This is a genomic window from Actinomadura spongiicola (assembly GCF_003432485.1).
Classification (GTDB): Bacteria; Actinomycetota; Actinomycetes; order Streptosporangiales; family Streptosporangiaceae; genus Spirillospora; species Spirillospora spongiicola.
Genome location: NZ_QVNQ01000004.1, coordinates 455,697 through 468,008, shown reverse-complemented (window position 1 = coordinate 468,008; position 12,312 = coordinate 455,697). Strand labels below are relative to the sequence as shown.

The 12,312-nt window shown below is 71.4% G+C and carries 12 protein-coding genes and 1 pseudogene; 7 read left to right on the top strand and 6 right to left on the bottom strand.

What is annotated here, in order from left to right:
- Nucleotides 1–8: 8 nt before the first annotated feature.
- From D0T12_RS14845 to D0T12_RS14830, 5 genes and pseudogenes are all read right to left on the bottom strand, one after another.
- Nucleotides 9–719: a zinc-binding dehydrogenase gene (locus tag D0T12_RS14845; protein WP_199487459.1), complete on the bottom strand. Its 711-nt coding sequence runs from the start codon at nucleotides 717–719 to the stop codon at nucleotides 9–11.
- Nucleotides 695–979: pseudogene (locus tag D0T12_RS37380) on the bottom strand (alcohol dehydrogenase catalytic domain-containing protein); the annotation flags it as partial. The pseudogene D0T12_RS37380 and the gene D0T12_RS14845, both read right to left, overlap by 25 nt.
- 18 nt (nucleotides 980–997) lie before the next feature.
- The gene (locus D0T12_RS14840) at nucleotides 998–1,339 is read right to left on the bottom strand and encodes a putative quinol monooxygenase (RefSeq protein ID WP_158581505.1); all 342 of its coding nucleotides are present in this window, start codon (nucleotides 1,337–1,339) and stop codon (nucleotides 998–1,000) included.
- A 101-nt stretch (nucleotides 1,340–1,440) separates the two neighbouring features.
- A complete protein-coding gene (locus D0T12_RS14835; protein WP_158581504.1) occupies nucleotides 1,441–1,785 on the bottom strand; it encodes a VOC family protein in 345 nt (114 codons plus the stop codon).
- 159 nt (nucleotides 1,786–1,944) lie between these two features.
- Complete coding sequence (locus tag D0T12_RS14830; RefSeq protein WP_117400135.1) at nucleotides 1,945–2,847, bottom strand: LysR family transcriptional regulator; 903 nt, start codon at nucleotides 2,845–2,847, stop codon at nucleotides 1,945–1,947.
- Nucleotides 2,848–2,979: 132 nt separating this feature from the next.
- Here D0T12_RS14830 and D0T12_RS14825 point away from each other — a divergent pair, with 132 nt between their 5' ends.
- The 3 genes from D0T12_RS14825 to D0T12_RS14815 all read left to right on the top strand — a co-directional run bounded on the left by D0T12_RS14825 (nucleotide 2,980) and on the right by D0T12_RS14815 (nucleotide 5,939).
- A complete protein-coding gene (locus tag D0T12_RS14825) occupies nucleotides 2,980–3,471 on the top strand; it encodes a VOC family protein (RefSeq protein WP_117400134.1) in 492 nt (163 codons plus the stop codon).
- Nucleotides 3,472–3,696: 225 nt separating this feature from the next.
- Complete coding sequence (locus D0T12_RS14820) at nucleotides 3,697–5,121, top strand: hypothetical protein (protein WP_117400133.1); 1,425 nt, start codon at nucleotides 3,697–3,699, stop codon at nucleotides 5,119–5,121.
- Between the two features lie 71 nt (nucleotides 5,122–5,192).
- The gene (locus tag D0T12_RS14815; protein ID WP_117400132.1) at nucleotides 5,193–5,939 is read left to right on the top strand and encodes a translation initiation factor IF-2; all 747 of its coding nucleotides are present in this window, start codon (nucleotides 5,193–5,195) and stop codon (nucleotides 5,937–5,939) included.
- On the opposite strand, the gene D0T12_RS14810 is transcribed toward D0T12_RS14815, so the two are convergent.
- On the bottom strand, nucleotides 5,936–6,277 hold the full coding sequence (locus tag D0T12_RS14810; RefSeq protein ID WP_117400131.1) for an MmcQ/YjbR family DNA-binding protein: 342 nt from the start codon (nucleotides 6,275–6,277) through the stop codon (nucleotides 5,936–5,938). The two genes, D0T12_RS14815 and D0T12_RS14810, sit on opposite strands and share 4 nt — an antisense overlap.
- 99 nt (nucleotides 6,278–6,376) lie before the next feature.
- On the opposite strand from D0T12_RS14810, the gene D0T12_RS14805 reads away from it, so the two are divergent.
- The 4 genes from D0T12_RS14805 (at nucleotide 6,377) to D0T12_RS14785 (ending at nucleotide 12,293) form a co-directional block, all read left to right on the top strand.
- The gene (locus D0T12_RS14805) at nucleotides 6,377–6,718 is read left to right on the top strand and encodes a CU044_2847 family protein (protein WP_117400130.1); all 342 of its coding nucleotides are present in this window, start codon (nucleotides 6,377–6,379) and stop codon (nucleotides 6,716–6,718) included.
- A 522-nt stretch (nucleotides 6,719–7,240) separates the two neighbouring features.
- Nucleotides 7,241–8,317, top strand: a complete 1,077-nt coding sequence (locus D0T12_RS14800; protein ID WP_117400129.1) for a VMAP-C domain-containing protein — start codon at nucleotides 7,241–7,243, stop codon at nucleotides 8,315–8,317.
- Entirely contained in the window at nucleotides 8,318–9,292 is a 975-nt protein-coding gene (locus D0T12_RS14795) for an AAA family ATPase (RefSeq protein ID WP_117400128.1), read from the top strand.
- The gene (locus tag D0T12_RS14785; protein WP_158581503.1) at nucleotides 9,282–12,293 is read left to right on the top strand and encodes an SAV_2336 N-terminal domain-related protein; all 3,012 of its coding nucleotides are present in this window, start codon (nucleotides 9,282–9,284) and stop codon (nucleotides 12,291–12,293) included. The genes D0T12_RS14795 and D0T12_RS14785 overlap by 11 nt, the downstream gene beginning before the upstream one ends.
- The last annotated feature ends 19 nt before the right edge of the window (nucleotides 12,294–12,312 follow it).

The following is a 12,312-nucleotide window of genomic DNA, read 5'->3' as shown; positions in this document are numbered from 1 at the left end:
CTCGACCGCTACTCGATGTCGAGTAGGACCTTGCCGACGTGGCCGTCGCGGACGGCGTTGTGCGCCGCCTCCGTCTCGTGGAGGGAGAAACGGGTCGTCGGCAGTGAGGTGAGCGCGCCTTCGGCGAGGGCGGAGCTCACGCCGGTGACGGCTGCGCGTTTGGCGGCGTCGCTGATGGTGTAGACGAGGACGAAGTCGATGCGGGCGTTGGCGGCCATGAGCTCCCACGGCGGCTGGACGGGGCGTTCGGTCCGCGCGTAGACGCCGATGGCGGCTCCCGGGGCGATCACGGCGGTGTCCATGTCGAGGTTGCCCGCCAGGTCCACCTCGACGATCCGGCTGACTCCCTCGGGGGCCCAGTCGCGTACGGCTGTGACCACGTCGTCGGTTCGGTAGTTGAGGACGAGGTCCGCGCCCGCCGATGCCGCCAGTTCCGCTTTGCCGGGTGTGCTGACCGTGGTGGCGACGTGCGCGCCCGCGTGGCGGGCGAGTTGGATCGCGGCGTGGCCGACCGCGCCCGCTCCGCCGTGGACGAGGACGTGCTCGCCGGGACGAAGCGGGCCGGAGGCGAACAGGCAGTGATACGCGTCATCGCCGGGATGCCGAGTCCGGCGCCGAGATCGAAGGTCGCCGTTTCGGGCAGGGCGACGGCCTGCGCGTCCGGGACGGTGACGTACTGCGCCGCCGTCCCGCCGGCTCGGCGCCAGGCCGCCTGCCACACCCAGACCCGCTCGCCGACGCGCCCCGGGTCGGCTCCGGGGCCCACGGCGACGATCCGTCCGGCACCGTCCTGGTTGGGCGTCACCCGGGCGTGCCCGGTGTCCGCCGGGTCGAGCCGCGCCTTCCAGTCCGTCGGGTTAATCCCGGACACCGCGACCGCGACGAGGACCTCACCGGGGCCTGGGTCGGGTCGCGGTATCCGGTCGATGCCGATGGAGCCCGCGTCGGGTCCCGAGGTCGGGTAGCGGGCGGCGAGCATGGTGGTGGGCAGCACTCGTTACCGTCCCGTGGCGTGACCGGCGATCGATCCCTTGGCCGGTTCGCCGCCCGGGATCGCCTCGCAGACGCGGATGTCGGGGCCTTCGACGAAGTACTTGCCGACGTCGGCGAGGGCCTTCTGGATGTGGGGGCTGCGCAGGTGGATGTCCAGGAGTTCGCGGGACGACCACCGCTCGACGAACCAGATCTTCGTCGGGTCCTCGACCTCCCGGTGAAGGGAGTAGAGCAGGCACCCTTCTTCAGCGTGGGTCGGAGCGAGCAGGTCGATGAGGAACTCCTCCGCCTCCTTCTGGGTTTCGGGCTTGGCCACCAGCGACACGACCAGGATCAGTTCGGACATCCTCTTCCTCATTTCCAGCGAGTTTACGTGCCAGGCACGGGCGGCCTCGTACGAAGCAGCGCTCCCGATGCGCCGATCCGGTGTCGAGGAGGCCGCTCACCTCAGCGCCTTTCCTCGGAGGCGGCCGCGGCGAGTTCGAGCAGTTGCCAGATCACGCCACCCGATGTGGGTTCCGGGACGGCGAGTGCGATGTGGTCGAGAGCCGCCGGACGGTCACCGATCCGCGCGGCGGTCAGGGCGGGGTCGGCGAACTCGACGAGTTCGATGAGCGCGGGCCCGCAGTCGAAGAAGGCCATCCGGAGGCCGAGGTCCGCCATGTCGAGACGCCTGGTCGTGGGGAGCCGGAGCGCTTCGTACAGGAACGCCTCGGTGGTCTCCAGGTCGCGGACGGCGATGCCCACGTGGTGCAGGGAGCCGATCGGCGGCGTCCCATGGTCGACGGACAACTGGCACCCCTTCTCGAAGAGCCTCTCATGGCAGGTGAGCTGCACGGACAGTCATTCTGTGCAGCAAGGAGCCATGCCGTCCAATATCTGTATGGCCAGAATCGATAGCCTGGGGCTATAGCTGTGCACGTCGGACGAGCCGGCGGCGTCAACGCGAGGTCAGGGCACGATGTAGGCGTTGGCGGGTCGGCGTGCCGTGCGCGCGTCCCAGAGGTTCTCCAGGAACGCCGACGCCGGCGGGGACCATTCGACGCGCGTGTAGGCGGCGAGCTCGCGGGCCGGGGGGCGGCGCAGACGACGGGTGAGATGGCGCAGGTCTCCCGGCACGACGTTGGCCGGGAGCAGGGTGGGGCCGAGCCCGCAGGCGGCGAACCGCGCGAGCGCCTCGACCTGGGAGCTGTGGACGGCGGGCCGGGGGACGAAGCCCGCGTCGCGACACGCGCCGCTGATGAGGGTCGCCATACCGGCGGTCGGGACCGGCAGGACCCAGCGCCGGTCCGCGAGGGCGGACAGGTCGACGCGTCCGGTCGTCCGCAGCAGGGGATCGTTCTCCGGGAGCAGCAGGATGAACTCCTCCCAGCCAAGGGACGTCATCGGCCCCTCCCACGCGCGAGGTTTCGGGCCGATCGCGATGTCGGAGACGCCGCCGCGCACGCCGTCCTCCAGCTCCTCCCTGTGCACGTACTCGCGGAGGGAGACCAGGATCCCCGGATGCTCGGTGCGCAGGGCGCGGATCGAGTCGGGCAGCAGGCCGATCGCGATGGAGTGGACGGTCGCGATCTCCAGCTCGCCCGCCGTGAGGTCGTGCGTCATCCGCGCGGAGCGCCGCGCCCGTTCCGCGGACAGGATCGTCGCCCGCGCGTCCGGCAGGAACGCGCGACCGGCGGGTGTCAGGCGGACACCGCGCGGCAGCCGCTCCAGCAGCGGCCCGCCGAGCTCGGACTCCAGCGCGGCGATCTGTTTGGACAGCGACGGCTGCGCGACGTAGAGCCGCTGGGCGGCGGCGGTGAAGCTCCCCTCGTCGACGACCGCCACGAAGTACTGGAGCTGGCGCAGGTTCATGGCCTGAGCCTAGCCATAGCTGTCGGCTATCGGTTTCGGCGATACGGATATTGGACGGAATAGTTCGGCGGTGCAGAAGATGGGTGTTCGTGCGGCTCGCCGTCACGTGGGCTCGTAGAGAAGGGGTGGCAGTTGTACATCAACCATGTGGCATTGCCGGTCGACGAGGTCGACCGGGCCAGCGACTTCTACGTCGACTGGTTCGGCGCGCGGGTGATTCCGTCGCCGAGGTTCCCGGTTCCCGTGGCGTGGCTCCTGCTGGGCAAGGTCCAGGTGCATCTCGTGCGGCATCCGGGTCCGACGTCACCGGCCTACCACTTCGCCGTGGCGGTCGAGGACACGGCCGCGTTCGAGGCGCTCTACCGGCGGGCGGACCGGGAGGGCCGGCTCGATCGCGAAACCTTTCCCCATCACATCTACGAGTTGCCCCGCGGCGACGTCCAGATGTGGATGCGCGACTCCGACGACAACATCATCGAGGTCGACCATCCGTCCGCCGCCGTCCTCTCGGCGGGGATCGCCAGCGTGTTGAAGCGGTGGGCGGACGACAAAGAGCAGGGGCCGTGGAACCGGCGCGCGTCGCTGTTCATGCCCGAGCAGGCGGGCCTCGCGCTCGAAGCGTGACGGTGTGGGGAGGCCGCGGACCGCGACGCCCCTTTCCCGGGGGCGCTGGTAAGATCTCGGCCGATGTGTGGGCGGAGGGACGTGTCGAGCCCGAGGTTCCCGCCCCCGGCGTGACGCGGCCGATCCCCGGTCGGCGCAGGATGGAGTCCGCCCGCCCGTCCCACAGTTAGGGTCCCGGTGTTGCTCTCCCCTCTGAAAGACCGCCGTCGCACGGTTGACGCCGTCGTGGGCGCGGTCAAGGGAAACCGGGCGTTCGCGGTGGTGGTCCTCGTGGGCGCGGTGCTCCGGGTGCTCACCATGCTGGGATTCCAGAGCGCGCTGTGGTTCAACGACAGCTACGACTTCCTGCGGGTCGCCAACGATCCGTTCCCGCATCCGCTCCGGCCGTCCGGTTACGGGGTGTTCCTCTGGGGGTTGAAGCCGTTCCACAGCCTGGTCCTGGTGACGGCGTTGCAGCACGTGGCGATCGTCGGGCTGGCGGTGGTCGGGTACCGGATGCTGGTCCGCGACTTCGACGTGCGGCGGGCGTGGGCGACGGTGGCCGTGGCGCCGGTGCTGCTGGACTCCTACCAGATCGAACTGGAACATCTGCTCCTGTCGGACACGCTGTTCACCGTCCTGGCGTTCGGGGCGATGCTGCTGCTCGCGAAGCCGGGGGCGACGGGGTGGCGGCGGGCCGCGCTGGTCGGCGCGATGCTCGGCGTGGCGTCCGTCACGCGGACGGTGGGGATGCCCCTGTTCCTCATCGTGGTGCTGTACCTGCTGGTCCGGCGGACGCGGTGGCCGGTCTACGTGGCGCTGGCGGTGACGTTCGTCGCGCCCGTGGGCGCGTACGCGACGTGGTACCAGCAGGAGCACGGCCGGTTCGCGATGACCGGGGTGGACGGCGTCTTCCTGTGGGGCCGGACGGCCGCGTTCGCCGACTGCGCCGAGTTCACCCCGCCGCCGGACCTCGCCCGGCTGTGCCCGCACGGGCCGAAGGACGACCGGCCCGCCTCGTCCCACCAGATCTGGGCGGAGAACTCGCCGACCGGGTACTCCAACGGGGAGGCGTTCGGCGAGAAGACCAACGCGGACGCGCAGCGGTTCGCGTTCTGGGCGATCGGCAACCAGCCGCTCGACTACGCGCGGGTCGTGGCGTACGACTTCTTCGTCCGGACGTTCTCGTGGCAGCGCAGCCGGTACCCGACGATCGGCACCGAGGCCAGGTACCACTTCCCCACGCGGCCCACCGCGCAGAAACCGGACCTGCCCGTGTACGGGGGCGGTGACCGGCGGACGGTGGTGCGCGAGTACGCGCACGGCACGGGACGCACCCACATCGTGGAGCCGTACGCGGGCGTGATGCGCGGCTACCAGGAGCGTGTGCGCGTGCCCGGCACGGTGCTGGGGCTCGTGCTGCTCGCCGGCGCGGCCGGGATCGTGTGGCGGCGTGCGCGGGCACGGACGGCGCTGTTCTGGGCGTCGAGCGTGACGCTGCTGGCGGTCCCGCCCATCACGGTCGACTTCGACTACCGCTACCTGCTGCCCGCGTTGCCGTTCGCGTGCTTCGCGGCGGCCATGGCGTGGGGACGTCCCCTCCCGTCGGGCGGCGAACCGGCCGGGAAGACACCGGACGCGAAGAAGCCCGCCTCGGCGACGCCCGCCTGAGTACGGCGCGCTCCGCGAACTGAGTACGAACGCGGATACCGCCGCGAGACCGGCGTCTCGATCATGTGCGTATGCGCGGAATCGTGATCCTCTTGGTGGGGCTGCTGGCGACGGGGTGCGGTTCGGCGGTCGCGGGCTCGGGTGAGGCGCGGGCCGTCGAGGACGCGCGGGACAACGCCCGTGACGTCGCCCGGCGGTTCTACATCTACAACGCCCGCGTTTATCCGGCGGAGTTCGTCGCGCACAATGTCGCCGACCTGAACGGTGTGGAGGTCATGCGTTTCACCGGCCGGACGACCGCCGGGGACGGGGTGCGGGTCGTGGTGCGCGTGTCCGGGGTGGCGCTGGAGGGCGGGTGGGTCCCGGGCGAGCAGGTCACGGTGATGCGCTGCTTCGAGCTGCGGTTCGCGACGAGCGCCGATTCGGATGACGACGAACCGCGTGACGTGACGTGCCCTCCTGGGAGCCCGCGGACGTTCAAGCCGTGGCCCAAGACACCGGACATTCCGGTCGAGCGGCTTGAGAAGGCGCTGCCACGCGTACCTGTCGGGGGCCGCGTGGACGAGGCGAAGGTGCGGAAGGCCGTCGCGTCAGTGCGTCTCGACCCGGCCATCCATCGGGAGTTCAAGACCGAGGGCGATGTGGTGGGCGGTCTGCTGTGGATCAAGCCGGAGTACGCGGACGCGCTCGACTGCGTCCTGCTCCGTGTCTCGCCCGGTAGGACGTCCGTGTGGGTGCCGCCGAGGACGCAACGCATGATCGGCGAGGGCGGTTGCGACGTCGACAACGCCATCGACCCGATGCCGCCCCCGCACTAGGAGCCGAGGCGGGCGGCGGCGACCCTCTTCGGGACGACCATGCGCCACGCGTCCATGACCAGTTCGCGCATTTCGGGTTCGTCGAGCGCGGCCGTCCAGGCGTGCACCCAGTTGAAGCGCAGATGAGATTCACGCGGCAGGTGGAATTTCGCGGGTGCCGATTCGATGAGGGCCGCGCGTTCCTCCTTCGGGAAGGCGAAGCCCATCACGGTCTCGTCCTGGGAGAAGGCGACGTAGACGATCGGGCCGACCCGGAACTTCACCCTGTCCCCGATGAGGTGCTCGGATGTGCGCGGCAGCGTCGACGTGAGCGCCCGCACCTGCTCGACGGTGATCATTGTGTCCTCCTGTGGCCGCGTTCGGCACGGCCCCGTCCCTCCAGCAAACCATCACAGAACGCATGATCTTGATAGATTTCCGTGGCGAGGGGGCGGTCGATGAAGGAACTGGTGCGCTGGCAGACCGAGAACGGAACCGTCATCGTCGAGACCGACGACACGGAACCGGGCTTCCGGTCGGTGTCGCGCGGGCCCGGGATCGTCCATGACGCGGCCCGCAGGTTCGAGGACGCGTTCCAGGACGTCAGGGACGCGGCGGAGTCGGCGCTCGCGGCGCTGCGCGGCGGCGACCTGAACCCGGACGCGGTCGAGCTGGAGTTCGGCGTCAAGCTCAACGCGGCGGCCGGGGCAGTGATCGCCAAGACGTCCGTCGAGGGGCACCTCAAGGTCAAGTTGATCTGGGGACGTCCGGGAACCGGAGCGCCCCCGGAGGAGGCGTAGCCGGGGTGGACCGCTGGCAGTGGCGCGCATGGGTCGGCCTCCCGGAGGGCGGCAAGCTCGGCGCGGCGTTCCTGGTCACCGAAACCCGGCTTCTCACCTGCGCGCACACCGTGCAGGGGCTGGACGAGGCGCGCGTCGGGTTCCCCGGGCTCCGCGAGGGCCTGCCCGCCCGGGTGGTGCGGTGCGGCGGCTGGGAACGGGAAGGCGACCCCGGCGATGTCGCCGTCCTGGAGTTGTGCGAGCCGGTGCCGTACGCGCCCGCCCGTCTCGCCGCGCCCGACGACCTGCGGGAACGTTCAACGGACGGCCGGGCGCTCGGCGTGTGCGGCTTCCCCCGGCGGCTCGACCAGAACGAGCGGCACGCGGCGGTGACGACCTCGCCGTACCGCGCCATGCGGCAGGAGTGGTGGGAGCTCAGGACCGCGCCGGGCGAGTGGCTGGAAGAGGGCTACAGCGGCTCCGCCGTGTACGACACGTCGACGGGCGAGGTCGTCGGCATGGTGACGAACGCCGAACTCCGAGATGACGGCCGCGCCGACCGCGCAGGCGCGCCGCGAGCTACGCGGCCTGCTCGACGGCGTCCGTTTCACCGACCCGCTCGGCTCCGACCTGGAGCGGGCGGTCGGCCGTCCGGTGTCGGAGGAATTCCGGTCCGCGTGGGCGTCGGTGCGGTACGTCGCCGAGGGGTGGCCGCGGGAGCGGCTCGTCCGATACCTGGCGGCGCTCGGGCGGCGCCTGCCCGAGGCGGGACGGTCGCGGCTCGCGGGCTGGTCGGCGCGGCACCTGCCGGGCGCCGTGCCCGCCGACCCGGCGCGCGCCACGCCCGCGTCGGCGATCGTCCGGTTGGAGCGGGCGGTGTTCGACAAGGCCGTCGACGTCACCGTCCACACGTGGATCGACGGCGCCGAGGGCCCGTCGCGGCCGACCGTGCGGGTCCCGGAGGGACGGGTGCAGCGGGTGGTCGAGGAGGGCGTCGCCGCGATGGTGCCCACGCTGTACGGGCATGACTGGATGATCGAGTTCGCGGTGCCGGAGAGCTGGCTCGGCAAGCCGTTCGAGCAGTGGTATCTCGACGCCCGCAACAGGATCCGGATGCGGCAGCGCCCGGTGGTCGTGCGGGACGTGGACCGGCTGCGCCCCGACTCGATCCGCCGCGACCAGGCCCACCACCGTTGGAGGCTGCTGAACGCGCGGGGCCGCAGCGACCCGCACCCGATCCGCTGCGACGAACCCCGCCGGGGCCCCGACTTCCAGGACTGGCTGGAGGCCAACGTCGACTTCTGCGTGCTCGTGTACGGGTCGCGTCCGGTGAGGAGCCGGTTGACGGCGGCGCTCAACAACGGCATCCCGGTCATGCTGTGGACGCGGACGCCGTGCGACGCGACGACCCACGGCGACTGCCGCGGGCACCGCGTCCTCGACGCGCTCACCGCCGCCGTGGGCGACAAGCACCCCGGCGACCTGCCCCGGGTCGCGCTCGCTCTTCGCAAGGACGCGCTGATCGCGCCCCGGGACACCCCGCACTGCGGACGCGACCTGACCCTGCTCTGGGACGACCCGTCCCGACTCCCCGACCCGCCGCTCGCCATGGAGGTCTAGATGCCCGACTGGCTGCTCTACACAGGGAGCCGTCACCCGCATGACGGCATCACGCGGCTTCCCCCGCCGCCGCCCTGGCGCGCGTTCCACGGCGGGCCGCTCCTGCCGTCCCCCTCCGGCGGCTCGGGCAACGCGCACCAGGCGACGACGTACCGGCCCTCGGACGACGCCGTCCAGCAGGTCAACGCCGCGTTATACCTGCGGCGTCCCCTACTGGTGACCGGGCCGCCCGGCACCGGGAAATCGACGCTCGCGTACGCGGTGGCCCACGAACTCCGGCTTGGGCCCGTCCTGCACTGGCCCATCACCAGCCGCACGACCCTGCGCGACGGCCTGTACCAGTACGACCCGTTGACCCGCCTGTACGCGGCGGGACGCGACCAGGCACCCGCCGACGAGGACGTCGGCCGCTACATCCGGCTAGGCCCCCTGGGCACCGCGCTGCTCCCCTACGGGCGGCCGCGCGTCCTGCTCGTCGACGAGATCGACAAGAGCGACATCGACCTGCCCAACGACCTGCTCACCATCTTCGAGAAGGGCGAGTACGAGATACCGGAACTGGCCCGGCGCGCCGACCCGACCGCCGACGTGATGACCGCCGACGGTCCCGGCGCCGCCCGCGTCACGGTCACCGCGGGGACGGTCCGTTGCCACGCGTTCCCGCTGGTGGTGATGACCAGCAACGGCGAACGCGAGTTCCCGCCCGCGTTCCTGCGGCGCTGCGTCACCGTGGAGTTGCGGCAGCCGTCGGACGAGGAGGAGCTCGCGGCGATCGTCCGGGAGCATCTGGGGCCGTTCGCCGACCAGAGCGACGATCTCGTCCGCCGGTTCTTCGAGCGCGCCTCGTCCGGCACACTCGCGACCGACCAGCTCCTCAACGCCGTCTACCTGTGCCGCCACGCCGACACCGAGGACCGCCGGGCCCTGGCCGACCGCATCATGCCGTACCTGTCGGAGCCCATCGATGACGATTGACCGCCTCCGGAAGGCCCTGTCGGCCATCGGCCCGCCCCCGGACGCCCGCGAACTCAGCGAAATGCTGTGGCTCGCCTGTCACATCTCCCCGCCGGAGGAGAAAGCGCCTTCCTCCCCACCGGTCGTGCCGGACGTCTCCAAGGAGCCCGTCGAGCCCGCCGCCCCCGGCGCTCCCGCCACGCCGGGTCTCGCGCCCCCGCCCACGCCGCTCGCCCCGCTTCATCCGCGTCCCGCGGCCGGCGCCGAACCCGCCGGTGAGGCCACCGAGGTGCTCGTGCCGACCGCGCCGATGCTGGCGAACCCGCTCGGCGTGCAACGGGCGCTGCGTCCGCTCAAGCGGCGCGTCCCGTCCAGGCACCGTTTCGAGCTGGACGAGGACGCGACCGCCGCCCGCGTCGCCGACACCCGCCTGTGGACGCCCGTCCTCGTCCCGTCGCCCGAACGCTGGCTGACCTTGAGTCTCGTCGTCGACACCGGCCCGACGATGCGGCTCTGGCGTCCCCTCGCCCGCGAACTGACCGAGGTCCTGCTCCGCCAGGGCGCCTTCCAGGACGTTCACCTCAGCCACCTCGACACCACGGGCCGCATCACCTCGGCCCCCGGCTCCCCGCCCCGGGACCCCGCGACGCTCCTCGGCGGCTCCGGGCGCCACGCCGTCCTCGTCCTGTCCGACTGCTCGGGCCCGCACTGGTGGGACGGACGCGCCGCCCGCGCCGTCCGCCGCTGGGCGCGGACCGGGCCGACCGCGATCCTCCAGCCCCTCGCCGAACGTCTCTGGCGACGCACCGCCGCGCCCGCCGTCCCCGGCCTCGCCACGCTCCCGCGCCCGGCCGCGCCGAACACCGACCTTCGCTTCGCCCCGTACGACGGCCCGTCCGGGACCGGCGTCCCCGTGCCCGTCCTGGAGGTCGCGCCCCGCTGGTTCGGCGCGTGGGCCCGGCTCATCTCCGGCTCCGGCCCGCAGCCCGCCGCCGTCGCGTCGTTCCCGTCCCGTCCGTCCGGGGCCGCTCCGCTGCGCCGCGAACGCGAACTGCCGATCGCCGAACGCGTCCGCCGTTTCCTCACCACGGCCTCCCCGGAGGCCGCCGAACTCGCGGCCCACGTCGCCGTCTCCGTCCCGTCCCTGCCGGTGATGCGTCTCATCCAGCATCGCGTCCTCGGCGGCTCGGGCCCCGGCCAGCTCGCCGAGGTCCTCCTGAGCGGACTTCTGCGCCCCGTCGGCGGCGTCCGGTACGAGTTCGTCCCGGGCGCCCGCGAAGCCCTCCTGGACACCCTCCCGCGCCCCGAGGCCCTGCACACCCGCCGAGTCCTCGAAGCCGTGTCCGCCGAGGTCGAACGCCGCGCGGGAACGTCCACCGACCTGTTCCGCGCCCTCATTTCCACCGACGGCGGCCCTGTCACCCTCACCGCCGACACCGACCATTTCGCCCTCGTCACCCCCGAAACCCGCGCCCATCTCACCCGTGCTCCTCGTTCCGCCTCGCCGGAGCAGCCGCCGGCTGCGAACGTGGACGTGCTCGGGATGAACGGCGTCGATCCCCGCCGGAGCTTCGAGGCGACGTGGGCGCTGGAGCCTTTCACGCCCCGTAACCCCGCAATCGGCCAGGACCCGGACGGGATCGGCGTCTCCCTTTACCCGCTCAACCTGTCGTCGGGCATTCCCCATGGCCTGATCGCGGGCGAGACCGAGGCTCGGCAACGTGTCGTGCGGGCCATCGTCCTCGCGCTCGCCGCGGGCCATTCCCCGGCGGGCCTCACCTTCGCCTTCGCGGGCCTGGGAGAACATCCGCTCGGCGAACCCCTCGATCTGCCGCACGTCCGGTACTCCGAAGATGAGCTGCTCGGACATCCAGCCAAACTCCGGCACTTCATGGACTACCTCTCAAGAGTGGGCGACACCACCCGCTTGAGTTCGGAGACACGGCCACGCCTCCTTCTGGTGGCCGACCTTTCGCTCACCTTCCCCTCCAGCCGACGAGAGGTCGGTGAAGCGCTCCTCACACTCGCCCAGCGAGGAAGGCCACTCGGCGTCCAGCTCCTCCTCAGCTCGACGACCGTCGAGGACACCACGATGTGGAACCGCTTCCTGCCGCTGCTCGGCTGGCGCATCGCGGCGAGCCGCATCCCTCCCGCCGAACTGCGACGCGTCCTCGGACAGGCGGCCCTGCCGTTCCCCGACGAGCGAACGGCCTACCTGCTGGCAGGCGGCGGCGCCCCACGCCGCTTCCATGTCGCGCCCGAGCCGCCAAGAATGATCGTCGACGACTTCGTCGCCCGGACTCGGACGGTCGGCTTTCGCGGACAGCCTCCGTCGCTTCTCGGCGTGCATGTCGACGAACTGCCCGCCGTCAGGGGCGGACGCATACCGATCGGAGTGGACGTCGACACACTGGAGCCGGTGTTCGTGGATTTCGACGCGGATCCGCATCTTCTGGTCGCGGGGCCGAACAGATCTGGTCGCGCGAACCTGCTGCGGCTTCTGATCGACGCGATCGCAGCGAGATCCGACCGTGCGGTCTACGTCCTCGACTCTTTCGAGATCCTTCTGAATCTCGCCGAAGAGTTCGGTCTCACCGAGCCGGTAGGGCCCCAGGTCTTCTATACGGAGTCGCCTTCGGAGTTCATCGAGGTGCTTGGGAGCACGCCGTCCGCAAACGACCCGCCCCCCACCGATATGTATTTGTTCGTAATCGACCGCGACGTCGAGTTGGAGACGCTGTCGTTCTTCCTGCAGGCCGTGGCCCGCAACCTGACGGGCACGCGGGTGCACCTGGTTTTGGCGGGGCTTCTCAGCTTCCCCGATCAGCGCATGGATCCGCTGGTCACCGTACTGCACGAGGGCGGAGCTCCGGCGGTGCTGCTGGGATCCAGCGTGGGCGAGGAGACACGGCTGTACCAGACTGCGCCTGCTCCTTCGCCCGCGCGAATCGGCCGGGGCGTTCTGGTCCGGGGAGGGCGGCGGCGGGTCATTCAGGTCGCGCACACGGCGCCGAGGGCGTGAACATCGTATTGGATCGTAC

Excerpts from the sequence above, each read along its gene's own strand:
- D0T12_RS14795 (WP_117400128.1), top strand. The coding sequence starts at position 8,318 with ATGCCCGACTGGCTGCTCTACACAGGGAGCCGTCACCCGCATGACGGC.
- D0T12_RS14805 (WP_117400130.1), top strand. The coding sequence starts at position 6,377 with ATGAAGGAACTGGTGCGCTGGCAGACCGAGAACGGAACCGTCATCGTC.
- D0T12_RS14800 (WP_117400129.1), top strand. The coding sequence starts at position 7,241 with ATGACGGCCGCGCCGACCGCGCAGGCGCGCCGCGAGCTACGCGGCCTG.
- D0T12_RS14815 (WP_117400132.1), top strand. The coding sequence starts at position 5,193 with ATGCGCGGAATCGTGATCCTCTTGGTGGGGCTGCTGGCGACGGGGTGC.
- D0T12_RS14810 (WP_117400131.1), bottom strand. The coding sequence starts at position 6,277 with ATGATCACCGTCGAGCAGGTGCGGGCGCTCACGTCGACGCTGCCGCGC.
- D0T12_RS14785 (WP_158581503.1), top strand. The coding sequence starts at position 9,282 with ATGACGATTGACCGCCTCCGGAAGGCCCTGTCGGCCATCGGCCCGCCC.
- D0T12_RS14830 (WP_117400135.1), bottom strand. The coding sequence starts at position 2,847 with ATGAACCTGCGCCAGCTCCAGTACTTCGTGGCGGTCGTCGACGAGGGG.
- D0T12_RS14840 (WP_158581505.1), bottom strand. The coding sequence starts at position 1,339 with ATGTCCGAACTGATCCTGGTCGTGTCGCTGGTGGCCAAGCCCGAAACC.